We start from the raw sequence: 26,662 nt of genomic DNA on the forward strand, positions 1-26,662 counted from the left end.
TGCCATCGTGTCCGGCCACGCCAGGCGCCAGGACGGCAGGCTCGCGCCGGCCAGCGCCTCTCTCACCACTCTCGAAGGGAAATCCATAGATGGGAACGCTGGCCATTGTCATTTCACTGCTGTTGTTGATGTTCTTCGCCTATCGGGGCGTGACGGTATTGATCCTCGCGCCCATCATGGCCGCGCTGGCGGTCATCCTGTCCGGCGACATGGCCGTGCTGTTGCCGGCCTATACACAGACCTTCATGTCCGCCCTGGGCAGCTACGTGGTCCAGTTCCTGCCCATCTTCCTGCTGGGCGCGCTGTTCGGCCAGCTGATGGCCGACTCCGGCGCCGCCCACGCCATCGCGCAGTGGATCAAAGACAAGCTTGGCACCCGCCACGCCATCCTGACCGTGGTGCTGGCCTGCGCGGTGCTGACTTATGGCGGCGTGTCGCTGTTCGTGGTGGCTTTCGCCGTGTACCCCATCGCCGTGGCCCTGTTTCGCGACGCCGACATCCCCAAGCGCCTCATTCCCGCTTCGATCGCGCTGGGCTCGTTCACCCTGACCATGACGGCGCTGCCCGGCACGCCGTCCATCCAGAACGCCATTCCCATCCCCTACTTCGGCACCAATGTGTTCGCCGCGCCGGGGCTGGGCCTGATCGCCTCGGCCATCATGCTGCTGGCCGGCATGGCCTGGCTGCGCCGCCGCGCGGCGCGCGCCCTGCGGGCGGGAGAAGGCTATGGCGAGCACGATGAACCGTCCGCCCCGCAAGACGAAGGCGACCATCCCGGCATGCCGCTGGCCCTGGCCGTGCTGCCGCTGCTGCTGGTGGTCGGCGTCAACGCTCTCTTCACCTACGGCATCTTTCCGCACATGGACTTCAGCACCATGAGCGAACGCTACGCCGGCCTGGATCCCAAGCGGGTCACCGGCCTGTGGTCGCTGATCATCGCGCTGGCCACGGCCAGCCTCGTGCTGATCGTGCTGCGCCTGAAACACTGGATTTCGCTGCGCGAGTCGGTCAACAAGGGCGTGTTCGGCTTCATGCTGCCGCTGTTCAATACCGCCTCCGAAGTCGGCTACGGCGCGGTCATCGCCAGCCTGGCCGGTTTCATCGCCATCCGCGACGCCGTGCTGCATGTCGCGCCGCACAATCCGCTGATTTCCGAGGCCATCGCCATGGGCACGCTGGCCGGCATCACCGGTTCGTCCTCGGGCGGCATGAGCATCGCGCTGGCCACGCTGGGCAGCGACTACCTGGCCATGGCGCAGCAGGCCGGCATCAGTCCGGAACTGCTGCACCGGGTGGCGGTGCTGGCTTCCGGCAGCATGGACACCCTGCCGCATTCCGGAGCCATCATCACGCTGCTGTCCATCTGCCGCCTGACCCACCGCAAGTCATATGGCGATATCGCCGCCGTCACCATCATGATGCCGGTCATCGCGCTGGTCACGGTGATCGTGCTGGGAACGCTGTTCGGCTCGTTCTGACTCCCCGGGGGAACCAGGGACCGGGCATCCAGGGCGGCGTCAGCGGGTTGTCCGTACAATCGTCGCCTCCGGTGGCCCGGCCACCCCTTCCTCGATCCGTTCCATGTCCACGGCCCGCTCCGCCGACGCCTCCTGCCCTGACGCACCGCTTTCCCGTCCCGCCTTCCGGCGCTTTCTCGCCGCCCGCTTCTGCACCTCGCTGGCCTACCAGATCGTCTCGGTGGCCGTGGGCTGGCAGATCTATGCCCTGACCGGCAGCGCCCTGGACCTCGGCCTGATCGGGCTGGCGCAGTTCCTTCCCATGATGTGCCTGACGCTGCTGGTGGGCCATGTGGCCGACCGCTACGACCGCCGGCGCATCGTGGCCATCTGCATGGCGCTGGAAGCGGGGGCCACGCTTTTGCTGGCGGCGGCCGCCTTGCAGGGTTTCGGCGGCAAGGCCCTGGTCTATCTCACCGTGGTGGTGATCAGTTCGGCGCGCGCCTTCGAGGCGCCGACCTTGCCGACGCTGATTCCGGCCATCGTGCCGCGCGAGTGGATCCCGCGCGCCACCGCCCTGTCGGCCTCCTCCAACCAGATCGCGCAGATCGCGGGCCCCGCCCTGGGCGGCATCGGCTACGGCATCGGCGCGGGCTGGGTATATTGCGCGGCGTCGGTGATGTATCTCTTTGGCCTCGTTTCCATTCTGCGCGTGCGCACCGAGCGGGCGCCGGCGCGCAAGGCGCCGACCACCTGGCGCACGCTGTTCGCCGGCATCGGATTCATCGCGCGCCGGCGCATCCTGCTGGGCACGCTGTCCTTGGACCTGTTCGCCGTCCTGCTGGGCGGGGTGACCGCGCTGTTGCCCGTGTTCGCCAAGGATGTGCTGGACGCCGGCCCCTGGGCCCTGGGCGCGCTGCGCGCCGCGCCCGCCGTGGGCGCGGCCCTGATGTCGCTGGCGCTGGCCCGCCTGTCCCTGGGCAACCATGTGGGCCGGCTGCTGTTCGGCGCCCTCTTTCTGTTCGGCCTGGCCACCGTGGTGTTCGGCCTGTCCACCTCCATCCCGCTGTCACTGTGCGCCCTGGCCGTGCTGGGCGCGGCCGATTCGGTCAGCGTGGTGGTGCGCTCTTCGCTGGTGCAGCTGAACACGCCCGATGAGATGCTGGGCCGGGTGAGCGCGGTCAACACGCTGTTCATCGGCACCTCCAACCAGCTGGGCGAATTCGAGTCGGGCCTGACGGCCGCGCTCTTCGGCACCGTGCCGGCCGTGGTCCTGGGCGGCCTGGGCACCATGGCCGTGGCCGGCCTGTGGATGTGGTGGTTTCCGGAGCTGCGCAAGCTGAAGTCGCTCAGCGCGCCAGCCTGACATGACAGACACGAGGCTGTCATGCCGGCGGGCTATACCGGAGGCTTTTGCAAGGAGCGAGACATGCGCCTGCGCGCCGCCAACCGGGCCGACGCCGCCCGGATCGCCGAGCTGCTGGACCAACTGGGCTATCCGGGCACCGATGGCTTTCTGGACCAGCGCCTGGCGCAGCTGCTGGATCACCCGGACGCGGGCATCGTGGTCGCCGAGCGCGGCCAGAACGTGCTGGGCTTCATTTCCTATCATTTCATCGCGCAGCTGGCCCTGCCCGGGGACTTCTGCCGCATCACCTATTTCTGCGTGGCCGACAATGCGCGCGGCCAGGGCGTGGGCGCCTTGCTGGAGGCCGCTGTCCACGCCGCGGCCCGGGCCCGGGGCTGCGACCGCATCGAATTGCATTGCCACGAACGCCGCGGCGCGGCGCATGCTTTCTATGAGCGGCTGGGCTATGAAGAATCGCCCAAATATCTCATGAAGGCCGCGGCGCGCGCGCGGCCGGAGCGCTAGCGCCTCAAGGACGGTCCGCGCCGCAATGCCAGCAGGCGCTGAACTGCGGCTCGAGCAGCTCGCCGCAGCCCGGGCAGGCCCAGGCCAGGGCGGGCGCCTCGCCCGCCGGCGACAAGCCGATCAGGCGCAGCGCCAGTTCGCGGTCGGCCTCGCGCTCGATCCAGATTTCCGGGCCGCACTGGTCGACGGGGATTTCGCCCAGGGCGCCCTGCAGGTGCCGGTTGTGCAGCTCGGCGGCGACGCGGGCCTGCCTGAGCAGGTTCAGCCAATGCTGGGCCAACAACAGACTCGGAGCGCGGGCAAGCCGGTGCATGGAAGGGCCTTTGCAGGATGGAAAAAGCCGATTTTAGGCCGGCCGGACAGGATGGGTTAGCCTATCCCGTCCGCGCATTCCCCGGGAGCCAACGTGGCGCTACGCAAGTCCTCCTTTTTCATCCGCTTCCTCATCCTGGGCGCGCTGGCCCATGTCTATGTCGGTATCCGGCTGATCCCGGACGCCCCGCTGGGCCCGGCCTGGCAGGCGGGCGCGGCCCTGGTGCTCATCGCCTCCTGCATTCTCATCCCCCTGGGCATGCTCAGCCGCTCCTCGGGACGTCCGCCCTGGGCTGACCGCATGGCCTGGGCGGGCTTCCTGGCCATGGGATTCTTCTCTTCGCTCTTCGTGCTGACCGTGCTGCGCGACGTGATGCTGGCCGCGGGCGGCCTGCTGCGGCTGGCCGCCGGTTTTCCGGAGCTGGCGCGGTGGCGGCAGGGCACGGCCCTGGCCGTGCCCCTCCTGGCGCTGGCCGGCAGCGCGCTGGGTTTCTTCAATGCCCGGCGCCTGGCGCGCGTGACGCGGGTCGATGTGCCCATCGCAGGCCTGCCGCCCGAGCTCGACGGCCTGCGCATCGCGCAGATCAGCGACATCCACGTGGGTCCGACCATCAAGGCGCCCTATGTGCGGGCCATCGTGGAGGCGGTCAACGCCCTGCAACCGGACATCGTCGCCATCACCGGCGATGTGGTCGACGGCAGCGTGGCGCAGCTGGCGCCGCACACCCGGCCGCTGGCGGGGTTGCGCGCCCCCGGCGGCGTCTATCTGGTGACCGGCAACCATGAGTACTACTCGGGGGCGGCGTCCTGGATCGCCGAGTTCCGCCGGCTGGGCCTGAAAGTCCTGCTCAACGAGCATGTGGTGCTGGAGGTCAAGGGCCGGCAGGTGGTGGTGGCCGGCGTCACGGACTTCGGCGCCGGCGCCTTCGATCCCGGCCAACGCAGCAACCCCGGCAAGGCCCTGCGCGGCGCGCCGGCCGACGCGCCGGTCAAACTCTTGCTGGCCCACCAGCCGCGCAGCGCCCTGGCGGCCGCGCCGCTGGGCTATACCTTGCAGCTCTCGGGCCACACCCATGGCGGCCAGTTCTTTCCCTGGGGGTTTTTCGTGCGCCTGCAGCAGCCCTTCACGGCTGGCCTGCACCGGCAGGACGGGCTTTGGGTCTACACCAGCCGGGGCACCGGCTACTGGGGGCCGCCCATGCGGCTGGCCGCCCCGTCCGAGATCAGCCTGGTCCGCCTGGTCCGCGCCATTTGAAATCGGACTGATTTACCGCGAGAATGGAGCGTCCCAAGCATGACCGCAGGGCCGCCGGGCGGCCCCTTACTGTTCTTGCCTGACGGCGGAGGCTGCGATGCGTGCACGTTCTGGTTTGCTGGCGGGTCTGTGGGTGCTTTGTCTCATCGCGGCGCCGCCGCCGGCGGCCTGGGCCCAGGCCGCGCCCGCCTCCCAGGCGTCCTCGGCCAAGTTGGATCGCGCCCAGCTGGACCAATTGCTGGCGCCGATCGCGCTCTATCCCGATGCCCTGCTGTCCCAGATCCTGATGGCGGCCACCTATCCGGCCGATGTGGCCGCCGCGGCCGCCTGGTCCGCGCAGCATACCTCGCTGTCCGGCGACGCCGCCGTCAAGGCCGTGCAGGACCAGGGCTGGGACCCCAGCGTCAAATCGCTGGCGGCCTTCCCTTCCGTGCTGGACATGATGGGCCGCCAGCCGCAATGGGTCGCCTCGGTGGGCGACGCCTTCCTGGCCCAGCCCGACGACGTCATGAACTCCGCCCAGCGCCTGCGCGCGCAGGCCAAGCAGGCCGGCACGCTCAAGAGCACGCCGCAGCAGACGGTCAGCACCCAGCCCGGGCCCAACAACACCACGGTCATCAGCATCGCGCCGGCCAATCCGCAGGTGGTCTACGTGCCCACCTACAACCCTACCGTGGTCTACGGCACCTGGCCGTATCCGGCCTATCCGCCGGCTTATTACCCGCCGCCGCCCGGCTCGGTCTTCGCCACCGCCCTGGTGAGCGGCATCGGTTTCGGCCTGGGCGTGGCGGCAGTGGACGCGCTGTGGGGCGGCATGAACTGGGGGCACTACGACGTCGACATCAATGTGAACCGCTACAACAACATCAATCCCGGCCATCGCATGCCCCCGCCGCCGCCCAATGCCAACGGCCGCGCCAATTGGCAGCACAATCCGGCCAACCGGGGCAATGTGCCCTATCACAACCCCGATGTGGCGCAGCGCTTCGATGCCGCGCGCCAGGCGGGCCGCCCCGGCGGCGCCGCGCCCGCGGGCCGTCCGGCCATGCAGGGGCGCGATGCCGAGCGCGAGCGCGCCGCGCAGGCCTTCCAGAACCGCACCGGCCAGTCCATCCCCGGACATGCGGTGCCCGGGCAGCGCCCGGGCCAGGGCGGCGCGGGCCCGCAACACATCGGCCAGGGCGGCCAGGCGCGCGCGCATGACGGCGGCTTCAGCCCGCGCGCCGGGCAACCGCAGCTGAGTCCCGATCAGCGCCAGCGCCTGGACCAGCGCAACGCCCAGCACCATGCCGAAGCCATGAACCGTTCCTCGGCCTTCCGTGGCGCGGGCAACGGCGAAGCCATGCGCGGCCAGCTCGAACGCGGCGGCGCGGCGCAATCCTCCTTCCATACGCAGCGCGGCGGCGCCCATTTCGGCCGGGGCCGGAGATAACCATGAGCAAACCCATACGGAAAGTCCTGGCCCTGCTGGCGCTGTCCCTGGCCTTGCCGGCCGCCCAGGCCCAGACGGGCTACCCCTCGCCGGAGGCCGCCGGCAATGCCCTGGTGCAAGCCTTGTCGACCGGCGACCGCGCCGCGCTGGGCGGCATCCTGGGCGCCAACTACAAGCAGGTCCTGCCCAACGATATCGACGATGACGATATCTATGATTTCCTGGCCGCCTGGTCGCAAAGCCATGAGATCGCGCGCGATGCCGATGGCCGGGCCTGGATGGACGTGGGCCCCTCGCGCTGGCGCCTGCCTATTCCGCTGGCCGAGCACAAAGGGCAATGGCGCTTTGACCTGAAGGCGGCCGCGCCCGAGATCCGCCGCCGCGAGATCGGCCGCAATGAGCTCGGCGCCATCCAGACCCTGCGCGACATCCAGGCCGCCCAGCAAAGCTATGCCAGCCAGCACGCAGGCCAGTATGCCCAGCGCCTGGTGAGCCGGCGCGGCCGGCAAGACGGCCTGTATTGGCCCGAGACCGACAACACCCCGCCCAGTCCGCTGGGCATCGAGGCCCTGGTCATGGGGCCGGACACGCCGGCCCCGGCCGCCTACTACGGCTACCGCTATGTCATCCTGCCCGGCGAAGATGGCCAGGGCTATCGGGTGGCCGCCTGGCCGGCGCGCTTCGGCATCACGGGGGTGCATCGCTTCATCGCCGGCCCCGACGGCATACGCCAGAGTCCGCAGCCCGGCCGGCCCGGCACGGCCAAGGGCGCGGATTGGACGCCCCTGCCCTGAAGCCGCCGCGTGCGACAATGCCGGCCTGAACAGCCGGCATTTCTTTTTTCATGTCCCACTCTCCCTTGCGTATTGCCGTGATCGGCGGCGGCCCCGCCGGCCTGATGGCGGCCGAGACGCTGGCGCTGGGCGGCGCCCAGGTCGATCTCTACGACGCCATGCCCTCGGTGGGGCGCAAGTTCCTGCTGGCCGGCCGGGGCGGCCTGAACCTGACGCACAGCGAAGCCCTGCCGGCCTTCATCGGCCGCTACGGTGCGCGCGCCGCGCACATTGCCCCCTGGCTGGAGCAGCTCGGTCCCCAGGCGCTGCGCGACTGGACCCACGGCCTGGGCGTGGAGACCTTCGTGGGGACGTCGGGCCGCGTCTTTCCCAAGGAGATGAAGGCCGCCCCCATGCTGCGCGCCTGGCTGGCCCGGCTGCGCGCCCAGGGCGTGCGCTTCCATATGCGCCACCGCTGGCTGGGCTGGCCCGAGGGCGCGCCGGCCGGCCCGGCACGGCTGTGTTTCGATACCCCGCAAGGCCTGGCCGAGACATCGGCCGACGCTGTGCTGCTGGCCCTGGGCGGGGCCAGCTGGGCACGGCTGGGGTCGGACGGCGCCTGGCTGGCGCCGCTGGCCGGCCGCGGCGTGGCGACCGCGCCGCTGCAGCCGGCCAACTGCGGCTTCGATGTCGCGTGGAGCGACCACTTCATCGCCCGTCATGCCGGCCAGCCCCTGAAATCCGTGGCGCTATCGCTGGACGAAGCGGCGCCCGGCCGGCTGGGCGAGTGCGTGGTCAGCGCCCAGGGCATCGAAGGCAGCCTGGTCTATGCCTTGTCGGCCCCCTTGCGCGACCGCATCGCCGCCGATGGCCAGGCCACGGCCTGGCTGGACCTGCTGCCGGGCTGGAGCGCCGAACGGGTGGCGCAGGCCGTGCATCATCCGCGCGGCGCGCGCTCCTGGTCCAGCCACCTGCAAAGCCGGCTGGGCCTCAAGGGCGTCAAGGCCGCGCTCCTGCGCGAATGCCTGCCGGACTTCGATGACCCCGATCTGCTGGCCCGCCGCATCAAGGCCCTGCCCATCCGGCTCACGCGGCCCCGCCCCATCGACGAAGCCATCAGCAGCGCCGGCGGCGTGCGCTTCGAGGCGCTCACGGCCAGCCTCATGCTGCGGGCGCTGCCGGGCGTCTATTGCGCGGGCGAAATGCTGGACTGGGAAGCCCCCACCGGCGGCTATCTGCTGACCGCGTGCATGGCCAGCGGCAAGGCCGCCGCCCTGGGCCTGCTGGCCGACCTGGCTACAGCTCGGCCCAGCGGCGGATGAGGTTGTGATAGATGCCGGTGAGCTGCACCACCACCGCATCGTTCTGGCCGCGCTCGGCCGCCAGCTGCTGCACCGACTGATCCAGCTGGTAGAGGGTGGCGCGGTCGGCATCGGCGCGCACCATGCTCTGTATCCAGAAAAACGCGCTCACGCGCGCCCCCCGGGTGACCGGCGTGACGTGGTGCAGGCTGCTGGCCGGATAAAGCACCATGTCGCCGGCGGCCAGTTTCACGCGCTGCACGCCGAAGGTGTCCTCGATGGAGAGCTCGCCGCCGTCATAGTCCTGCGGCTCGGCCAGGAAGAGCGTGGCCGACAGATCGGTGCGGAGGCGGAAGTCCGTGCCGCGCAGCTGGCGCACGGCATTGTCGATATGGTTGGCGAACTGCTGGCCGCCCTGGTAGCGGTTAAAGAGCGGCGGAAAGACTTTCAACGGCAGCGCCGCCGACATGAATTGCGGATGGCGGCCCAGCGCGTCCAGGATCATCTGGCCGGTTTCGCGCGCTTCGGGCGCGTTCTCGGGCAATTGTTCGTTGCGCTTGGACAGCGCCGATTGCGCGCCCGAGGTCACGTTGCCATCGACCCATTGCGCGGCATCGATGCGCGCGCGGGCCTGCGCGACCTGCGCCTTGGTCAATACCGAGGCAAGATGCAGCAGCATGAGGTTTCTCCTTATCCAGTGCGCAGCATAGCCCTGAATGCCTGGCCCTTGGCGCGCAGCCGCGCATCGCCGCTGGCCAGCAGGAAGTCCGCCGCCTTGGCCAGGAAGGCCGGCGTGGCGCGCTCGGGCACGCGGTCCAGGCTTTGCAGGGCCTGCTCGATTTGCCCGCGCCGGGCCAGCAAACGCGCCAGGTTGAAATGGCCGCGGAAATCTCCACCTTCGGCCGCGCGCCGGTACAGGGCCAGGGCCGCGTCCTCGTCGGCCGGCACCTCCCAGCCATCCTCGTGGAATCCGCCCAGGATGTTGAGGGACTTGGCATGGCCCAGCTCGGCCGCCCGGTTCAGCCAGGCCAAGGCGGCCTTGCGGTCGGGCGCCACGCCCTGGCCCAGGACCAGCGCGGTGGCGTAGTTGTACATGCCCCAGTCCAGTCCGGCCTGCGCGGCCAGGCGGAACCAATAGGCGGCCATGACGGCATTGGGCGGCAGGCCCCAGCCATGCTGGTGGCACTGGCCGAGCATATTCATCGCCATGGGGTGGTTCTTGCGCGCGGCGCGCTGGAACCATTGCAGGGCTTCTTCGGGGTCGCGCGCCTGGCCGCGGCCATCGAGCAGCATCTGGCCCAGCACCGCCTGGGCCTCGGTCACGCCCGCCCTCGCGGCCGCGCGCATCCAGGCCAGCGCCGCGTCGGGCGGACCGGCCAGGATGGCGGCGAACTGCTCGGGCGTGACGGCGTTGAGGTCCTGCGTGGTGATCATGTCGAGAGCGCCGGCCCGGCCTGGCGGCCCGGCCGGCGCATGTCCGCTCAGTACTTGACGTTGAAGGTCAGGATGGCCGAGCGCCCGGGGGCGATGCTGGCGTAGTGCGCCGCATAGGCCTTGTCGTAGTACTGCTTGTCGAACAGGTTGTAGATGTTGAGCTGCACGTTCAGGTTCTTGCTGAACTCGTAGCCGGCCATGGCGTCGAAGCGCCAGTACGAGGGAATGTAGGCCGTGTTGGCCGCATTGCCGTACTGTTTATCCACGTAATAGGCGCCGCCGCCGACGGTCAGCTGCGGCAGCAGCGCGTACGTCGTCCACAGGCTGAAGGCGTTTTGCGGCGTATTGGGGAAGGCATTGCCCTTGTCCGTCGCCACGCCGTCGTCCTTGATCTTGGACTTCATGTAGGTATAGCCGCCATAGACCTGCCACTTGGGCGTGATCGCGCCCGAGAAGCCCAGCTCCACGCCCTGCACATTCTTCTTGCCGGCCATGGCGTAATCGCCGTCCGGTTCGGTGATGCGCGCATTGGTGGTCTCGATGCGGAACAAGGCGCCGGTCAGCGTCAGGCGGCGGTCCAGCACATCCCATTTGGTGCCGATTTCGTAGGTCTTGTTCTTTTCCGGTGCGAGATCGGCCGCGTTCAGGCCTACGCCGCCGCGGCCCGGGGTCAGGCTCTGGCTTTCGCTGCCCTCGCCCATGGAAGCATTGGCGGGCGTGGAAGAAGTGCCATACGACACATAGAAGCTGCCATTTTCGACCGGCTTGTAGATCAGGCCCAGCTGGTAGTTGAACAGCGTGTCGTCGCGGCGCACGACGGCATTGTTGGCCGCCTTGTTCTGCGTGAACTTGGTGTCGTAGTCATCGACGCGCAGGCCCACATTGGCCAGCCAGTTCTTGTTGAACTCCACGGTGTCGAAGGCATAAAGCGCCTTGGTCACCGTCTTGGAGCGGGTCGGATCGCCCACCGCGCCGCCATTCAGGGTATTGACCCAGGGATCATGGGGATTGGGCGACCACAGGCTGGTGCAGTTGTAGCCCGAAGGCGCGCCCGCGCCCTTGGCGCAGATGGCGCCGGTGCCGCGGTTGACGGCCAGGGCGTCTTTCTTGCCCTCTTCCGAGGACAGCTCCAGGCCCATGGAAAAGCTGTGCTTGAGCGAACCGGTATCGAACTTGCCGGTCAGCTCGGTATTGTTGGCGATGGTCTCGACATCGCTGACCCGGGTGTTGGCGCGGCGCCAGACCAGGCCGTTGAGCACATTGCCCTGGCTGTCATCGGGCTGCGTGACCACATAGCGCTGCTTGCTATAGGTGTAGCGCGTGGTGTTGCGCACCATCAGGCGATCGGTGATGTCGTGCTCGATGCCGACCGTGGCCATATCGGTCTGGGTCTTGCGGTAGTCGCTGGTCAGGCCATAGAAGTTGTCGCGGTCGACATTGGCCGGGCCGGTGCTCGTCACGCCCATATAGCTGCCGTCGGCCTTGACCTTGGTGCTGGGGTACTTGTAGGGAATGCCGCTGTCCGGCGTGTCGTCGGATTGCAGGTGGTAGTAGCTCAGCGTCACGCGGGTGGGCGTGCCCAAGCCGAAGGAGAAGGTCGGCGCCACGCCCCAGCGGCTGTAATCGACCACATCGCGGCCGGCCACGTTCTGGTCGTGGTACATCAGGTTCAGGCGGAAGGCGCTGGTCTCGCCCAGCTTCCAGTTCGAATCGATGGTGCCGCGATAGTAATCGTCGGTGCCGATCGCCAGCGAGGCATTGGTGAAGTCACGCGCCTGGGCGGTCTTGCTGATCAGGTTGATGGTGCCGCCCGCGCCGCCGCGGCCGCCGAAGGCGCCGTCGGCGCCCTTGATGACTTCGACCTGCTGCAGGTTGAAGACTTCGCGCGACGTCGAGCCGATGTCGCGCATGCCGTCGACGAAGGTGCTCGATTGGGCGTCATAACCGCGGATGAAAGGACGGTCGCCCAAAGGATTGCCGCCCTCGCCCGCGCCGAAGGTGATGCCCGGAGAATTGCGCAGCACATCGGTCAGCGACGCGGCGGCCTGGCTTTCGATCACTTCCTGCGGAATGACCTGCACCGTCTTGGCGGTGTCCAGCAAGGGCGCGGTGAATTTCGACGAGGCGGATTCCTTCACATCGAAGGACTCCGCCTCGCCCTGCACCTGCACCGGCGCCAATTGAGGCACGTTGGATTGCTGGGCCAGGGCGGCCTGCGGCAGCATCAGGAAGGCCGGCGAGACGATGGCCGTGGCCAGGCTGCCTGCCCAGACCGTGGAAGAGGAAGATTGGCTCTGCGCGTCTGACACGCTACTTCTCCGGAAATGTTATGTGAATCATTCTTATTCGCAGGCCGGGATTCTAATGAGAATGCCTGCCAATCCGGGCATCGCAGCGGCGGTTGTCGTGCAATAGCAACAGGAAAATCGCGTCCGCACCCGTGTTTCTGACGATTGCCTGAAAATTTGCGCGTGCAACCGTTTTTTTTGGCGGGAAACCGCCCCGGGGGACCGTCTTCATGGACGGGCGGGACTGCATTCCGGGCGGGCAGGCGGCGCGGCGGGCGCGCCGGCGGCAAGAGAGCCGGCCTTAGATCCGGAAGTCCGCTTCCATGTCGGCGTCGGTGCGCGCGGCCAGCGCGCCCTTGCGGCAGGCCTTGGCGAAGACCTCGTAGTCGCGTTCGACCTGGTCGGCATAGGCGAGCGAATAGCGCGTCAAGGCATCGGCCATGCGCTCGCCGCTGCCCAGATAGCCGGCCAGCTCCGGCGCCTGGCCGCCGGCCTTGGCATGGCCGTGCGCCAGCACCCGGCCGCAGAGGCCGCCATAGGCTTGCAGGATGTCTTCGGGCATCAGTTCGACCTGGGCCGACCACTTCATGTCGCGCAATTGGCGGACATAGAAATGCCGCCCGTTGGGCCCCTTGGCCCAGCCCAGGAAAGGATCGCTGGCCGCCTGCATGAGGCGCTGGCCGTGGACCACCCGCTGGCCTTCATGGCGCATCCGCGCGGCCTTGAAGTAGCGCGACACCACGGAACGCCCGGCCTCCTTGCTTTGCAGGAACATGGGCTTGCCCATGGGATCCATCATCAGGTGCACCAGGCAGCGCGTGCCCACGCTGCCCACGCCGACCACCTTGAAGGCCACGTCATGATGGGAAAAATGGCTCAGCAGCTCGCGCCTGTCCGTGGCCAGCGATTGCAGGTAATCCTTGAAATACTGGCCGAGGGCCGCGGCCTGGTCCTTGAACTGGAGCCAGTCGTCCTGGGCCGTGAACAGGGTGTTCTTGCCCGTGACGTGAAACAGCGCTGGCGGTTCATCGCGCAGGATGCGCTGCCCGTTCACGTCCATGGAAAGCCTGGGCAGCAAGGCGTCGCCCGTGCGCCCGGCGGCCTTGTCCATGGCGCGCTGCAGCCGCCGCCTGACCTCGTCGTCGACGGCCTCCGCCATCAGGCCTTCGAAACTGATACGGTCGTACCAGATCTCCAGCGTGCCCATCTCGGCATAGCGTTTCATGTGGGCGCTATAGCCGAGCACGGCCTGCCGCAATACCGCCTCCGCGGCCGGCCGCTTGTAATTCAGGTGCCGGGCCGCCACGACCAGGCTGACGCACAACCGCTTGAGGTCCCACTCCCAGGGCCCGATCGCGGTTTCGTCGAAATCGTTCAGGTCGAAGAGCAGCGTGCGCTCGGGCGAGGCGAAGCCGCCGAAGTTGGACAGATGCGCATCGCCGCAGATCTGCATGGTCAGCCCGCTGTGGGGCGTATGCGCCAGATCATGGGCCTGGATAATGGCGCTGCCGCGGAAAAAGGCCAGCGGCGAGGCCAGCATGCGTCCGAAGCGCAGCGGCACCAGACGGGGCACGCGGCCCTCGCTGCTCAGTTTGAGCAGGGCAACCGGATCGCGATCCAGCTTGCCCACCATCGCGTGATCGGCGCGGCCGACCTTGGCCCGCAATGCCTTGCCTTGCTCCTGCCTGCTGGACGTCGACATCGTCTCTCCGCGTGTGCGCTGGCCTGCCCGGACTTGCGAGCCAAAGCCTAGAGCGCGCCCGGACGGAAGTCAACGGCGCGGGCGGCCGCCTTGCAACATCAGGTCCAGGTTCTGCACCGCGGCGCCCGAGGCGCCCTTGCCCAGGTTGTCGTACACCGCCGCCAGCAGGATCTGGCCATGCCCGGCGTTCTCGTAGACATGCAGATAAAGATGGTTGCTGTCATTGGCCACGCGCGGATCCAGCCGTTCGGGCGCCGCCTCGGCCGGCACCACATGGACGTAGCGGCTGCCCGCATAGTGGCGCTCCAGACTGGCGCGCAGGGCCGCGCCATCCACGCCGGGCGGCAGCAGCCGGCGCTGCAGGGCGATGGTCAGCACGATGCCCTGGCGATACGCGCCATAGGCCGGCGTGAACACGGGCCGCGCCGCCAGCCCGGCATAGCGCTCGATCTCGGGCGTGTGCTTGTGCGCCAGTCCCAGGCCATAGGCGGCATAGGGCAGCGCCTTGTCCGCGTCCGCGCCTTCGTATTCGTCCACGCCCGCGCGCCCCATGCCCGAATAGCCCGAGACGGCGTGCACGGTGACCGGATAGTCGGCCTGCACCCAGCCGCCCGCCACCAGGGGCGCGAGCAGCCCGACCGCGCCGGTGGGATAGCAGCCCGGATTGCTGACCCGGCTGGCCGTGGCGATGCGCCCATCCTGGCCCGGACGCCATTCCGCGAAACCGTACTCCCAGCCCTCGCTCAGCCGATGCGCCGAACTGGCGTCCAGCACCCGCACGGCGGGATTGCGGATGGCGGCCACCGCCTCCCGCGCGGCCGCATCGGGCAGGCAGAGGATAGCGATATCACAGCTGTTGATGGCCTCGGCGCGGCGGGCGCTGTCCTTGCGCTCGGCCGCCGGCAGGGTCAGGATGCGCAGGTCTTCCCGCCCGCGCAGGCGGTCGTGGATCTGCAGGCCGGTCGTGCCTTGATCGCCGTCGATGAAAACAAGAGCTTGGGTCATGGTGCATGCCTCGGTGTCGGATGCGCTTATCTTCGGGCATGGCGTAAACTAGGAAAAGTTGAATTTCATGATCATGAGATTCAGTTTCTCTGAAGATAGAGCCCATGCGTGAAATCAGCCTGGACCGCTTGCGCACCCTGGTGGCGATTGCCGATCTCGGCAGTTTCGCGGAGGCGGCCCGCGCGCTGCATTTGGCTCCGCCCACCGTCAGCCTGCATATCGCCGAGCTGGAGGCCCGCATCGGTGCGCCGCTGCTCACGCGCCAGCGCGGCCAGGTCCGGCCCACCGCCATCGGCGACACCCTGCTGGAACGCGCGCGGCGGCTGCTGGCCGAGGCCAGTCAGGCCCTGGAGGACGTGCAACGCCAGGTGCTGGGCCTGGCGGGCCGGGTGCGGCTGGGCGCCTCCACTGGCGCCATCGCCCACCTGTTGCCCCAGGCGCTGGAGGCGCTGGGGCGCGACCACCCCGGCATCGACGTCCAGGTCGCCGTCCTGACCTCCCAGGAAAGCCTGGCCCGCCTGGCCCTGGGCACGCTGGACATCGCCCTGGTCGCCCTGCCGCAGGCGCCGGTGCCTGGCCTGGCCGTGCTGCCCTGGCGGCGCGATCCCGTCATGGCCTTCGTGCCCTCGGCCTGGCAGCCGCCGGCGCGCATCACACCGCAATGGCTGGCCGAGCGCCCCCTTATCCTCAACGACGCCACCACCCGGCTGTCGCGCATTACCAGCGAATGGTTCGGCGCCGCCGGCCTGCAGCCGCGGGCGCGCATCCACCTGAACTTCAACGACGCCATCAAGAGCCTGGTGGCGGCCGGCTATGGCGCCACCCTGCTGCCGCAAGAGGCCACCGCGCCGCCGCCCGATGCGCGGGTGGCCATGCGGCCCCTGCGCCCGGCCCTGTGGCGCCCGCTGGGCATCGCCCACCGCGCCGGCACGATGGAGGCCGCCACGCGCCATGTCCTGGACGCGCTCACGTCCTTGCGGCAACGATGAGCGCGCGGCCGCGCCACAGCAGCAGCGCGGCGGCCAGCTGCAGCGCCAGGGCCAGCAGGGGCAGCCAGGCCGGCCCGCCCGGCAGCAGCTGCACCGCGCCGAACACCAGCGGCGCGAAGGCATAGGCGGCCTGCGACAGGGCGACGATGGCGGCCACCACGCGCGCCACATCGCCCGCGGCGAAATCCTGCTGGGCGATAAGGGGCGGCAAAGAAGTGGCGTTGCCTATCCCGGCGCCGAAGCACCATACGCCCAGGCAGAGCAGCACCACCGACTCGAAACCGGAGGCGGCCAGCAAGGCCGCGCCACAAGCCTGCGCCAGATAGCTGCCGGCCGCCACCAGGCGGCGGTCGGGCAGGCGCGCCAGCGCGGCCGTGCCCAGATAGCGCCCGGCCACGGCGCAAGCGGTGGCCGACCCCATCAACCAGCCGGCCGCCTGCGCGCCCAGGGGCTGCTGCGCCAGCTTGAACAAATGCGCCAGCAGGCCGATCTGGGCAAACAGGCCCAGGGCCATGCTCAGCGCCAACGTGATGAAGCGGCGGTCATGGCGCAACGCCATGGCGGCGGCGGCCTGCGGCGGCGCGGCCGCCGCCTGGGCGGGCTGCGCGCCATCGAGCGCCTGGCCCAGCTGTTGCGGCGTGAGCGCAAACACCCGCCACGCCAGCAGCCCCACCACCAGCACCATCGCCGCGCCCACGGCCAGCGCGGCCGCGCGGAACCCCCATTGGCCGATCAAGGCCACCCATAACGGCGAAAACACCACGCCGCCCAGGCTGGCGCCGTTATAGGCCTTGGACAGGGCGGCCGGACGGCCGCGCGCATACCAGCGCGCAATGATGGCGTTGACCGCGACGGCCGCCAGCGCGACCCAGCCCGCCCCGCTCAGCAGCGCCGCGCCAAACAGCTGCCAGGGCGCGGTCACCAGGCTCCAGGCCACCACGCCCAGCGCGGTCAGCAAGGCGCCCATGGCCGTGACCCGGGCCAGGCCAAAGCGGGCATACAGCCGCGGCAGGCGCGCGACCACCAGCACCCCGGCCAGGAAATGCACCGTCACCGCCGCCGACACCAGCGCCAGCGGCCAGCCGTGCGTGGCCACGATCTCGGCCAGATAGATGGGTGGCCCATAAAAACCCACCCCCCAGCCGAACATCGCCAGCACGAACGTGGCGCGCACCACGGTGCCGCCAAAAAACGCCGAATCCCGCATATCCCCTCTCCCCGCGAAGGCATGAACAGGCGCGCATTGTGGGCCGCGCCTGGCGCGGATGCTTCGATGCCGGTGGAAGCATGCGGCGGGCGGCCCGTGGCGGCCTTTCCCGCTCATCCGCAGGGCGCTGGCGGCCCGATACGCCCGGCGCGCGGGAACTGTGGCAAGCTAGCCGCCATGACTTCTCTGCGCGAGCGCGGGCGGCGCTGGCTGCCTGGACTGACCCTGCTGTCGGCCTACCGGCTGCAATGGCTGCGGCATGACATCCCGGCCGGGCTGGTGCTGGCGGCCATGCTGGTGCCGGTGGGTGTCGCCTATGCGGTGGCGGCCGGCCTGCCCGGCATCCATGGCCTGTACGCCACCATCGTGCCCCTGCTGGTCTACGCCTTGCTCGGGCCCAGCCGCATCCTGGTGATAGGCCCGGATTCTTCCCTGGCCGGCGTCATCCTGTCGGTCGTGGTGCCGCTGGCGGCCGGGGACCCGCAGCGCGCCGTGGCGCTGGCCGGCGCCATGGCCCTGGTCGCCGGCATCGCGGGCATCGCCGCCGGGCTGGCGCGGCTGGGATTTCTCACCGACCTGCTGTCCACGCCCATCCGCCACGGCTACCTGAATGGCATCGCCCTCACCGTGTTGATCAGCCAGATGCCGGCCTTGGCCGGTATCTCCCTGGGCCAGATCGACAATACGCCCGAGCGCCTGGCGGCCCTGCTGCGCGCCGCCGGCAGCGCCCACGCGCCCACCCTGCTGCTGGGCGTGGGCACGCTGGCCATCATCGCGCTGCTGTCGCGCTGGCCGCGCGTTCCCGCCATCCTGGCCGCCGTCATCGCCGCCCTCGCCGCCACCGCCTGCTTCAAGCCGGAGGGCGTGGCCGTGCTGGGCGTGTTGCCGCAAGGGCTGCCGGCCTTTGCGTGGCCCCTCATCGGCTGGAGCGACCTGGGCCCCATCCTGGCCGGCGGACTGGCCGTGGCCTTCCTGGCCTCGGCCGAAACCGCCGTGCTGTCGCGCAGCTATGCCGCGCGCCTGGACATGCGGGTGGACCAGAACCAGGAAATGGCCGCCCTGGGCGCGGCCAACATCATGGCCGGCCTGTTCCAGGGCTTTCCCGTCAGCAGCAGCGCCTCGCGCACGCCCGTGCTCGAGGCGGCCGGCGGACGCAGCCAGGCGGCCGTGGTGGTGGGCGCAGTGGCGGTGGCCGCCCTGCTGGTGTGGGCGCCCGGACTGCTGCGCGACCTGCCCCAGGCCGCGCTGGCCGCGGTGGTGATCGCCGCGGTCTGCAAGCTGTTTTCCTTCCGGGAGCTGCTGCGCATCCACCGCATGCAGCCCTGGGAATGCTGGCTGTCGGTGGGCTGCTCGCTGGGCGTGGTCGTGGCCGGTCCCATCACCGGCATCGGCCTGGCCGTGGTGCTGGCTGTGATCGAGTTCCTGTGGGACGGCTGGCGTCCGCATCACGCCGTGCTCGGCCGGGTCGATGGCATGAAGGGCTATCACGACATCCGCCGCCACCCCGAGGCCCGGCGGATCGATGGCCTGGTGCTCTTTCGCTGGGACGCGCCGCTCTTTTTCGCCAATGCCGATGGCTTCCAGACCGCCGTGCTGCGCGCGCTGCAGGTCTCGCCCACCCCGCCGCGCTGGCTGGTGATCGCCGCCGAGCCCATTACCAGCGTGGACATCACGGCCGCCGACATGCTCGCCGGCCTGGACGAAACCCTGCGCCAGCGCCAGGTCCAGCTTTGCTTCGCCGAGCTCAAGGACCCGGTCAAGGACAAGCTGCGCCGCTTCGAACTCTACGCCCGCTTCGACGCCTATTTCTTCCCCACCCTGGGCGAGGCCGTGGGCGCCTATCTCGAGCGCCACCAGGTCGATTGGGTGGACTGGGAAGACCGCGAACCGGCCTGAACGGCTGTGGCGCGCCCGCATCACCCCGGCGCGCGTTTTCGGCGACGTTACAGGGCGTTGGACGCATTGCGGCGCCTTGGCTCAATGTCTGATTGCAAATCAATCGCATTACCATATAGGATCGCATTCCTTGAAAGACACGCCGCAGGAGAAAGGTCTTGCCCCGATTCATTCCCACCGCACTGGCCCTGGCGCTGGGCGCGGCCGCCCATGCCCAAACCCCCGTTGCAGGCGTCGCGCAGCTGCCGGCCGTGTCAGTGCGGGCCGACGCCGCCGCCGAAGACGATCTGGAAAACCTGCGCGCGCCGGTCAACACCGGCGCCCTGGGCAGCCGCAGCCAGCTCGAAACCCCCTTTTCGACCACGGTCGTGGGCAATGCCGAATTGCAGGAGCGCCAGATCTCCAAGCTGGGCGATGTCTTCGCGCTGGACGCCTCGGTCACGGACAACGGCGCGTCCTCGGGCGCCTGGGCCAGCTATCTGACGGTGCGCGGCCTGCCGCTGGACTGGCAGAACTCCTTCCGCATCGACGGCAACCCCTTTCCCACCTATGTCACGGTGCTGCCCTATGAACAGTTCGAGCAGATCGACCTGCTCAAGGGCGCCACGGGGTTTATGTACGGCTTTGGCTCGCCGGGCGGCATGATCAACTATGTGACCAAGAAGCCCACCGACGAGCCGCTGCGCAGCCTGGACATCGGCGTGCTGTCCAACAGCCTCATCCATGAGCACCTGGACCTGGGCGGACGAGGCGGGCCGGATGACCGTTTCGGCTACCGCCTGAATGCCACCCACGAAGAAGGCGGCACGTATAACGACGGCTCGCTCTATCGCGACTCGGCTTCGCTGGCGCTGGATGCGCGCCTGACCGACAAGCTGAGCTGGGATTTCCAGACGCTCTACCAGGACCGCAAGACCATCGGCCAGGACCCGACCATCAACACCTTCAGCCTGGCCGGCACCCGCCTGCCCTCGCCGCTGCGGCAGGACGATGACTCCCTGGTGGGCGAGGGTTCGTATATCAAGAATCACTTCCGCTACTACAACACCGGCCTCAAGTACCAGATCAACAGCGACTGGTCGCTCAGCACCAACTATAGCTACAGCACCACCGAGACGCGGCGCAACGAGGTCGTGCTGGCGCTGCAGGACAGCGCCGGCAACTACGACGACCAGCGCTCCGACTATGGCGAAGCCTATGGCTACAACCAGTGGCGCGCCATGCTGCAAGGCAAATTCGCCACCGGCGCGCTCTCGCACCAGCTTGTGGTGGGCGCCTCCTGGCAGAAACAGAAGAACGACTATTCCTCCAACTATTTCTATGGCTCGGTCGGCAGCGGCAACCTCTATGAGCGCAACCGCAACGCCTATTACAGCGAAGGCAATATGTCGCTGTACCGCGCCGCCGAAATCACCCAGAAAGCGGTCTTCGCCAGCGACACCGTGGACCTGACGCATGGCTGGTCCCTGCTGGCCGGCCTGCGCCTGACCGACTACCGCCAGAAAGGCTTTGGCGCCGATGGCGCCCGGACCTCGGAGTACGACAAGAACGGCGTGCTCACGCCCACGCTGGCGCTGATGTACAACATCACGCCGCGCACCATGGCCTATGCCAGCTATATCGAATCGCTGGAAGCCGGCTCGGTGGTGGGCAACACCTATACCAACGCGGGCACCCTGCTCGACCCGCTCAAGAGCAAGCAGTATGAGTTCGGCCTGAAGACCGAACAGGACGACTGGGCCGCCACCGCCGCGCTGTTCCGCATCGAGAAAAAGGCCGAAAACCCCGTGGTGGATCCCGACAGCGGCCGCGCGCGCCTGGAACAGAACGGCCTGTCGCGCTACCAGGGCCTGGAGCTGGCCGCCTCGACCCGGCTGGCCAAGAACTGGAACCTCGGCGGCAGCCTGATGTTCCTGGACAGCGAGTACCGCCAAGGCACCCGCTACAACGGCAACCGCGTCGCGGGCGCCCCGCGCTTCGTGGCCGCCGCCCAGCTGGCCTACAGCGTGCCGCAGCTGCCGGGCCTGAAGCTGCGCGCCGACCTGCGCTTTACCGGCAAGACCGAACTGCGCCAGGCCAACGACATCCAGGTCGACAGCTACACCCTGCTTAACATCGGCGCCACCTACGAAACCCGCATCGCCGGCTATGAAACCACCTTCCGCGCCGGCATCAACAACCTCGCCAACAAACGCTATTGGCTCTACCAGACGCCCGAATACATCAAGCCCGGCGACCCGCGCACCTACAGCCTGAGTGCGAGTGTGAAGTTCTGAAACCCGGGTTTCAGACACCCGCGGGCCGGGGGCCGATTCAAGGCAGGGTTGCGTAGAGCCAGAAGTCCCGCGGCTGGCCACGCACCTTGCGATAGGCGCGCAGCAGGCCCTCACGGCGCATCGCCAGGCGCTGCAGCACGGCGATGGACGGCAGGTTGCTGTCGAGCACCGTCGCCTGGACACGGGTCAGGCCGGCTTCCTTCCAGGCCCAGGCGATGAGCGCCGCGGCGGCCTGGGTGGCCAGCCCGCGTCCGCGGCAGGCCGGGTCCAGATCGTAGGCCAGCTCGGCCCGGCCATGGGCCGGCACCACTTCGTTGAAGCCCACGGTGCCCATCAGGCGGTCGTCTCCGTCGACGATGGCCCAGCGCCAGGGTCCTTCAGGGCCGCCATATTGCGCAATGAGTCCGGCGATGGCCTCCTGCCGCACATCGCCCCAACTCGTATGTTCGATGACGCCCGGCAGGCTGAGATAGGCGGACCAGGCGGCCGCGTCGGCGGCGTGCAAGGGGCGCAGCGCGGCGCCGCAATCGGCGGGCAGACAGGGCGGCGATAGAAAAGCAGGCATGGCGGCGGCTCATCGAAGCGATTGCGCCACCATAGCGCGAGACCGGGCTTGCGCCTAGCGCCTCCTCGCCTTGGCCGCCGTGCCCGCCAGCCGGTCGTAGCCGCTTTCTATCATGAGCGGCACATGCTCGCGCAGCAGATGGGAGGCATCGGCCTGGGCGGCGCGGTCGGTGGCGCGCAGGAGCGAGCGCAAGCTCTTGGTCTGCGTGCTTTCCGAAGGGACCACGCTGCTGTCGGCCTGCTGGCCGTTGATAAAGCGCGAGGTCTTGGTCGATTCATTGACCAGGGTCTTGACCTGGGCCTTGATCAGCGCGCCATCCCGATAGGCGATGTCGGTGGTGCTGCTGCTGCGGTCCTGGATTTCGATATAAAGGTAGTTCTGCGTTTCGCGCGGGCCCGCGAGGTTCATCGGCGTCTCGGCATCGATCTGCCGGTGGTAGCTGGCCGACAGGCTGGCCTGTTGTTCCTGCCGCAGCGAACGGTTGGGAGTATTCGCGCCGCCGACCTGGGTGCGCTGCGAGACCGCGAACCGGAAGCTGTCGCGTTCTTCGGGCAAGATGGCATTGGGCGACTGAGACACCTGCGAGATCGAGGCGCTGAAATCGGCCATGCCGCTCAAGGCGCTGCGGTCGCCCCGGCTGAGCGTGATTTCGCGCGACAGCAGGTCTGGCGGGGCCTCGTTGCCATACTGGCTGTGCATGGCCGAGAAGGCGTCCTTGAACTGGGTCATCAGCGCGGCATCGCCTTCGCCGCGCTGGCGCGCGCGGTCGAACTGGCGCAGGTAGTCGCGCACCGCCGCGTCGCGCTGCGAGGCCTTGCCCAGAATGGCCTCCTGGCTCAGGTCCACATCGACCTGGATCGTGCCCGTGGCGCTCGTCATCCGCAGCGAACGGTGCCGGCCGTCCGCGCTCAACGACAGCGATTGCGCCACGCCATCCTGCCGGATCGCGGCCTGCAGATCGACCGAGGACAGCACCGTGCTGTCAAAGGCCAGCAGGCCGGAGAGCTTCTTGGCGCCCGTCCCGGCGGCCAGGCCGTCGATGGCCTCCTGGAAACCCTGCGACAGATCGGCCAGGGCGTCGCGCTCGGCCTGGCTCAATTCGGCGTCATCGGCGATGTCCACCGACACCGCCAGGCCCTCGGGGCCGCTGCCCAGCTTGATCCGCACTTCCTTGCCGCTGGCGGTCCGGACCGTCAGCGTCACCTGGTTGTCGGTCTCGCGGTGCAGCTCGGCCCGCTGCGCCGCGGCCGACAGGCTGCCCGGGCGGGCCTGCAGCAGGGACTGCGAATAGCCGGTCTTCTCCTCGCGAAAGCGCTCCAGCAGCGCCGCGCCCAGGCCCTTGAAGCGGCCGGCGGCCGACGCGGAGCCGTAGTTGCCCGTCATCAGCGCCGAAATGGCGTCCTCGGCGCTGTTCTCCCAGACCGCCGTCTCGGCCGACGGCAGCGGCGATGGCGCCGCATACACGGGCGAAGCGGCCGAGGACGAAGCCAGGGCCACGCGGACGCCTTCCTGGCTCTCGACGGGCAAGGCGGGGGCGGGAGCGGGCGAAGCAGCCCGGACGGCAAGCGGCGTGACGATGCTTGCCGTCAAGACGGAGACAGCGGTCATGACAGTCTTTGCGGGAACGAGGCGGGGCCTCTCATACCGGCTTAACGGCAGGCCGGCGCCCCGATTAAGGGCGCCGTCAGCCGCCCTCCCCGCATGCGCCCCGGGCGCTGCCGGCCTCCCGGTATTGCCTTGAGGTATGCTGCGCGCCGGGAAGGCCCGGTTCGCCATCCCGTGTTGTCCTTGTGCCGCCCACCTCTTGCACGCGGGTCCTGGGCGCTCCGTCCGGGCCGGAAACAGCCGGGAGCCGCCGCGCTCAAAGGAAGATCATGACCTCACTGTCGATACGCCGGGCCGCGCCCGCCGACGCCGACCGGCTGCCCGCCATCGAGCGCGACGCCGCGCGCCGCTTCGCCGAGGTTGCCGGCCTGCAATGGCTGGCCGACGGCGCGGTGATGGCGGCCGCCCGGCATCTGGCGCTGATCCAGGCCGGCCAGGGCCTGGTGGCCGAAGAGGCGGGATGTTTGCTGGGCTTCGTGCAGACCGACATCCAGGGCGACGCGCTGCACATCCTGGAGCTGGCGGTGCGGCGCGATCACCAGGGCCGCGGCATAGGCGGCGCCTTGATGCGGGCCGCCCTCGAGGCCGGCCGCCAGGCGGGGCTGGCGCGGGCCACGCTCACCACCTTCGCCGGACTGTCCTTCAATGAGGCGTTCTATCGGCGGCTGGGCTTCGTCACCCTGGCCGCGCCCGATGCGCGCCTGGCGGCCATCCTGGCCAGCGAAGCCGCGCATGGGCTGACGGGCCGCTGCGCCATGGCGCGGCCCTTGCGCCCAGCCTAGCGCGCGCCGGCGGCCAGCAGCAGGCGCTCGGTGTCTTTGTGGCCGCGCTGGCGCGCGTGCGCCAACGGCGTGACGCCGTCGCCGTCCGCCAGGTTGACGTCGGCGCCGGCCGCGATCAGGCGGCGCACGATGGCCTGGTGGCGCGGGCCGCCGTCGCTCAGGATGATGGCCTCCAGCAGCCCCGTCCAGCCCAGCCGGTTGACATGGTCGGGATCCACGCCGGCCTTGAGCAGCAGATCCACCGTCTCCACATGGCCGCGTTCGCAGGCCGGGATCAAGGCCGTGCCGCCATAGCGGTTGGTGCTCTTGAGGTCGGCGCCGTGGTCCAGCGTCAGGCGCAGGATCTCGTTGTAGCCGCGCGCGCCGGCCAGCAGGTAGGCGCTGTCCAGCATGCGGTTCTGGGCGTTGACATCGGCGCCCGCCTCGATCAGCACGCGCGCGGCCGCCACATGATTGCCGTCGGTGGCCCGCAAGAGCGGCGTATTGCCCTGGGCGTCGCGCGCCTCGCGCGGCGCGCCCTGCGCCAGCAAGGCACGCACCCGGTCGGCCTGGCCTTGCGCGGCGGCCTCCAGCAGGGCCGCGCCCTCGCCGGCGGCGCCGGCCGGGGCCGCCAGGCACAAGCAGGCCGCGATCAGCCACCTGGGATTCCACATGGTCATTCTCCTTGTGCGGACGGCGGGTCCAGCCCGGCGAGCAGGGCCGGAATGCTGACCCGCATATGGTCGATGAAGCGCCGCAGGCGCGCCGGCTGGAAGCGCGCCGGCGCATAGATCAGCGAGAGCGGCAGCGGCGCGGCGCGCCATTCCGGCGCCACCTCCACCAGGCGGCCCCGGGCCAGGTCCTCGGCCATGGCCCAGGATGAGCCCGCGCCCAGGCCCAGGCCCAGCAGCACCGCGCGGCGCAGGGCCAGCAGCCCATCGGTGGACAGGCGCGGCTGGATACTCAGCCGCACCGTCTCGCCCGTGCGGACATGGGTCAGGGAAATTTCATTGCGGTAGAAGGTCGACAGGGCCAGCCAGGGCAGGCGGGCCAGCTCGTCGGGGTGCGCCGGCACGGCGCCCCGGGGCAGCAGCGCGGGCGCGGCCACCACGGTGCGCGGCACCTCGCCCAACCGGATCGCCACCACGGAAGGATCGGTCACCGCGCCCACGCGCAAGGCGCAATCCACATTCTCGGCGATGAGATCGGGCATGCGGTCATGCAGCTGCCAGTCCACGCGCACATTGGGATATTTGCGCAGATAGCCGGCCAGCGGCTCCATGAAGTGCTGCTGGCCGAAGATGTGCGGCGCCACCACGCGCAGCATGCCGGCCGGCTCCTCGCCGGCGCCGCGCGTTTCGCTCTCGAAGCTCTGCCAGCTCTCCAGCAGCTCGCGGGCGCGCGCATAGCAGCGCTGGCCGTCCTCGGTCAGGGCGATGGCATGGGTGGAACGCTTGAGCAGCCGCGCGCCCAGGGTGCGCTCCAGCGCCTGCAGGCGCCGGCTGACCGTGGGCTGGGTGGCGTCCATCTGCGCCGCCGCCGCCGACAGGCTGCCGGCCTCGACAATGCGCACGAAGGTCTCGATCAGCAGCATGCGGTCGGTGCCGGCCGCGGCGGGGGGTGGCGTGGTCATACGTCTATCGTATAACGGATGTACCTCGCCGACGGCTACCGTGGGCGGCGCGCGGCGGCCAGAATGCCATCCATCGATCACCCTTTGGATACGCCTCATGTCTCCTGCCTCCGATAGACTTCAGGCCGGCCTGGTCCTGCTGCTGGCCACCGGCGCCGGCCTGGCCGTTGCCTCCCTCTATTACAACCAGCCCATGCTGGGCCTGCTGGGCGCCGAGCTGCGCGCCGGCGCGGCCGCGCTGGGCTGGGTGCCCACCCTGACCCAGCTCGGCTATGCGGCCGGCATCTTGTTGCTCGCGCCGCTGGGCGACCGCTACGACCGCAAGCGCATCATCCTGGCCAAGGCCGGCGCCCTCATCCTGGCGCTGCTGCTGGCCGCCGCCGCGCCCTCGCTGGGCGTCCTGCTGGCGGCGAGTTTCGCCATCGGCCTGTCGGCCACCCTGGCCCAGGACATCGTGCCGGCCGCGGCCGCGCTGGCGCCGGCCGAGACGCGCGGCCGCATCGTCGGGACCGTGATGACCGGACTGCTCCTGGGCATCTTGCTGTCGCGCGTGGTGGGCGGCGTGGTGGCCGAACACTATGGCTGGCGCGTCATGTTCGCCGGCGCGGCCGCGGCCATCGCCCTGCTCGCCCTGGCCTTGTGGCGCGGCCTGCCGCGCTTCGCGCCGACCTCCGCGCTGCCCTACCGGCATCTGCTGGCCTCGCTGGGCGCGCTGTGGCGCCGCCATCCGGAACTGCGCCGCGCCGCCGTGGCCCAGGGCCTGCTCTCGCTGGGGTTCAGCGCCTTCTGGTCCACGCTGGCCGTCATGCTGCACGGCGCGCCCTTTCATCTGGGCGCCGAGAGCGCGGGCGCCTTCGGCCTGGCCGGCGCGGCCGGCGCCCTGGCCGCGCCGCTGGCG

23 protein-coding genes are annotated in these 26,662 nt (G+C 69.5%); 12 read left to right on the top strand and 11 right to left on the bottom strand.

Going from position 1 to position 26,662, the window contains the following annotated elements; translation table 11 throughout:
- Positions 1 to 89 precede the first annotated feature (89 nt).
- The 3 genes from AXA74_RS13025 to AXA74_RS13035 all read left to right on the top strand — a co-directional run bounded on the left by AXA74_RS13025 (position 90) and on the right by AXA74_RS13035 (position 3,330).
- Entirely contained in the window at positions 90 to 1,478 is a 1,389-nt protein-coding gene (locus tag AXA74_RS13025) for a GntP family permease (protein WP_032977697.1), read from the top strand.
- A gap of 103 nt (positions 1,479 to 1,581) precedes the next feature.
- The gene (locus tag AXA74_RS13030; protein WP_032977694.1) at positions 1,582 to 2,823 is read left to right on the top strand and encodes an MFS transporter; all 1,242 of its coding nucleotides are present in this window, start codon (positions 1,582 to 1,584) and stop codon (positions 2,821 to 2,823) included.
- Positions 2,824 to 2,886: 63 nt separating this feature from the next.
- A complete protein-coding gene (locus AXA74_RS13035) occupies positions 2,887 to 3,330 on the top strand; it encodes a GNAT family N-acetyltransferase (RefSeq protein WP_029581300.1) in 444 nt (147 codons plus the stop codon).
- Between the two features lie 4 nt (positions 3,331 to 3,334).
- Here the strand turns inward: AXA74_RS13035 and AXA74_RS13040 are convergent, their stop codons facing one another.
- Entirely contained in the window at positions 3,335 to 3,643 is a 309-nt protein-coding gene (locus AXA74_RS13040) for a putative signal transducing protein (protein WP_032955849.1), read from the bottom strand.
- Positions 3,644 to 3,736: 93 nt separating this feature from the next.
- Between AXA74_RS13040 and AXA74_RS13045 the strand changes: the two genes are divergently transcribed.
- The 4 genes from AXA74_RS13045 (at position 3,737) to AXA74_RS13060 (ending at position 8,424) form a co-directional block, all read left to right on the top strand.
- On the top strand, positions 3,737 to 4,897 hold the full coding sequence (locus tag AXA74_RS13045; protein WP_032962983.1) for a metallophosphoesterase: 1,161 nt from the start codon (positions 3,737 to 3,739) through the stop codon (positions 4,895 to 4,897).
- A 97-nt stretch (positions 4,898 to 4,994) separates the two neighbouring features.
- Positions 4,995 to 6,329, top strand: coding sequence for a DUF3300 domain-containing protein (locus AXA74_RS13050; protein WP_080700901.1), 1,335 nt, complete (start codon positions 4,995 to 4,997; stop codon positions 6,327 to 6,329).
- Positions 6,330 to 6,331: 2 nt separating this feature from the next.
- Positions 6,332 to 7,123, top strand: coding sequence for a DUF2950 family protein (locus AXA74_RS13055; RefSeq protein ID WP_032955846.1), 792 nt, complete (start codon positions 6,332 to 6,334; stop codon positions 7,121 to 7,123).
- 50 nt (positions 7,124 to 7,173) lie between these two features.
- Positions 7,174 to 8,424 (top strand): TIGR03862 family flavoprotein, encoded by a 1,251-nt coding sequence (locus tag AXA74_RS13060; protein WP_080666636.1) that lies wholly within the window; start codon positions 7,174 to 7,176, stop codon positions 8,422 to 8,424.
- Here AXA74_RS13060 and AXA74_RS13065 read toward each other — a convergent pair.
- The 5 genes from AXA74_RS13065 to argC all read right to left on the bottom strand — a co-directional run bounded on the left by AXA74_RS13065 (position 8,399) and on the right by argC (position 14,832).
- Positions 8,399 to 9,082, bottom strand: a complete 684-nt coding sequence (locus AXA74_RS13065; protein WP_029581305.1) for a Fe2+-dependent dioxygenase — start codon at positions 9,080 to 9,082, stop codon at positions 8,399 to 8,401. The two genes, AXA74_RS13060 and AXA74_RS13065, sit on opposite strands and share 26 nt — an antisense overlap.
- An 11-nt stretch (positions 9,083 to 9,093) precedes the next feature.
- Positions 9,094 to 9,837 carry a tetratricopeptide repeat protein gene (locus AXA74_RS13070; RefSeq protein WP_029581306.1) on the bottom strand — a complete coding sequence of 248 codons (744 nt, stop codon included), beginning with the start codon at positions 9,835 to 9,837 and terminating at the stop codon, positions 9,094 to 9,096.
- Positions 9,838 to 9,884: 47 nt separating this feature from the next.
- The gene (locus AXA74_RS13075; RefSeq protein ID WP_226835320.1) at positions 9,885 to 12,095 is read right to left on the bottom strand and encodes a TonB-dependent receptor; all 2,211 of its coding nucleotides are present in this window, start codon (positions 12,093 to 12,095) and stop codon (positions 9,885 to 9,887) included.
- 331 nt (positions 12,096 to 12,426) lie between these two features.
- The gene (locus AXA74_RS13080) at positions 12,427 to 13,827 is read right to left on the bottom strand and encodes a DUF2252 domain-containing protein (protein WP_029581308.1); all 1,401 of its coding nucleotides are present in this window, start codon (positions 13,825 to 13,827) and stop codon (positions 12,427 to 12,429) included.
- Positions 13,828 to 13,896: 69 nt separating this feature from the next.
- A complete protein-coding gene (argC, locus tag AXA74_RS13085; RefSeq protein ID WP_029581309.1) occupies positions 13,897 to 14,832 on the bottom strand; it encodes an N-acetyl-gamma-glutamyl-phosphate reductase in 936 nt (311 codons plus the stop codon).
- 104 nt (positions 14,833 to 14,936) lie between these two features.
- Between argC and AXA74_RS13090 the strand changes: the two genes are divergently transcribed.
- Positions 14,937 to 15,821 (top strand): LysR family transcriptional regulator, encoded by an 885-nt coding sequence (locus AXA74_RS13090; RefSeq protein ID WP_029581310.1) that lies wholly within the window; start codon positions 14,937 to 14,939, stop codon positions 15,819 to 15,821.
- Here AXA74_RS13090 and AXA74_RS13095 read toward each other — a convergent pair.
- Positions 15,799 to 17,028 (bottom strand): MFS transporter, encoded by a 1,230-nt coding sequence (locus AXA74_RS13095; RefSeq protein ID WP_032977692.1) that lies wholly within the window; start codon positions 17,026 to 17,028, stop codon positions 15,799 to 15,801. The two genes, AXA74_RS13090 and AXA74_RS13095, sit on opposite strands and share 23 nt — an antisense overlap.
- Before the next feature lie 177 nt (positions 17,029 to 17,205).
- Here AXA74_RS13095 and AXA74_RS13100 point away from each other — a divergent pair, with 177 nt between their 5' ends.
- Both AXA74_RS13100 and AXA74_RS13105 read left to right on the top strand, forming a co-directional pair.
- On the top strand, positions 17,206 to 18,924 hold the full coding sequence (locus tag AXA74_RS13100) for a SulP family inorganic anion transporter (RefSeq protein WP_032977690.1): 1,719 nt from the start codon (positions 17,206 to 17,208) through the stop codon (positions 18,922 to 18,924).
- A gap of 170 nt (positions 18,925 to 19,094) precedes the next feature.
- Positions 19,095 to 21,200, top strand: coding sequence for a TonB-dependent siderophore receptor (locus AXA74_RS13105; RefSeq protein WP_048940556.1), 2,106 nt, complete (start codon positions 19,095 to 19,097; stop codon positions 21,198 to 21,200).
- A 37-nt stretch (positions 21,201 to 21,237) separates the two neighbouring features.
- Here AXA74_RS13105 and AXA74_RS13110 read toward each other — a convergent pair whose 3' ends face one another.
- Complete coding sequence (locus tag AXA74_RS13110) at positions 21,238 to 21,765, bottom strand: GNAT family N-acetyltransferase (RefSeq protein WP_032955439.1); 528 nt, start codon at positions 21,763 to 21,765, stop codon at positions 21,238 to 21,240.
- Positions 21,766 to 21,819: 54 nt separating this feature from the next.
- On the bottom strand, positions 21,820 to 23,373 hold the full coding sequence (locus AXA74_RS13115; protein ID WP_051593901.1) for a hypothetical protein: 1,554 nt from the start codon (positions 23,371 to 23,373) through the stop codon (positions 21,820 to 21,822).
- A gap of 266 nt (positions 23,374 to 23,639) precedes the next feature.
- On the opposite strand from AXA74_RS13115, the gene AXA74_RS13120 reads away from it, so the two are divergent.
- The gene (locus AXA74_RS13120; protein ID WP_032962976.1) at positions 23,640 to 24,152 is read left to right on the top strand and encodes a GNAT family N-acetyltransferase; all 513 of its coding nucleotides are present in this window, start codon (positions 23,640 to 23,642) and stop codon (positions 24,150 to 24,152) included.
- Here AXA74_RS13120 and AXA74_RS13125 read toward each other — a convergent pair.
- Complete coding sequence (locus tag AXA74_RS13125) at positions 24,149 to 24,805, bottom strand: ankyrin repeat domain-containing protein (protein ID WP_029581316.1); 657 nt, start codon at positions 24,803 to 24,805, stop codon at positions 24,149 to 24,151. The genes AXA74_RS13120 and AXA74_RS13125 overlap by 4 nt on opposite strands.
- 2 nt (positions 24,806 to 24,807) lie before the next feature.
- Positions 24,808 to 25,764, bottom strand: a complete 957-nt coding sequence (locus AXA74_RS13130; protein ID WP_029581317.1) for a LysR family transcriptional regulator — start codon at positions 25,762 to 25,764, stop codon at positions 24,808 to 24,810.
- Positions 25,765 to 25,861: 97 nt separating this feature from the next.
- On the opposite strand from AXA74_RS13130, the gene AXA74_RS13135 reads away from it, so the two are divergent.
- Positions 25,862 to 26,662, top strand: an 801-nt coding sequence (locus AXA74_RS13135; RefSeq protein ID WP_155680869.1) for an MFS transporter, incomplete at its 3' end; no start/stop codon positions are given.

Source organism: Bordetella hinzii LMG 13501 (assembly GCF_001548475.1).
In the GTDB taxonomy this organism is placed as follows: Bacteria; Pseudomonadota; Gammaproteobacteria; order Burkholderiales; family Burkholderiaceae_B; genus Bordetella; species Bordetella hinzii.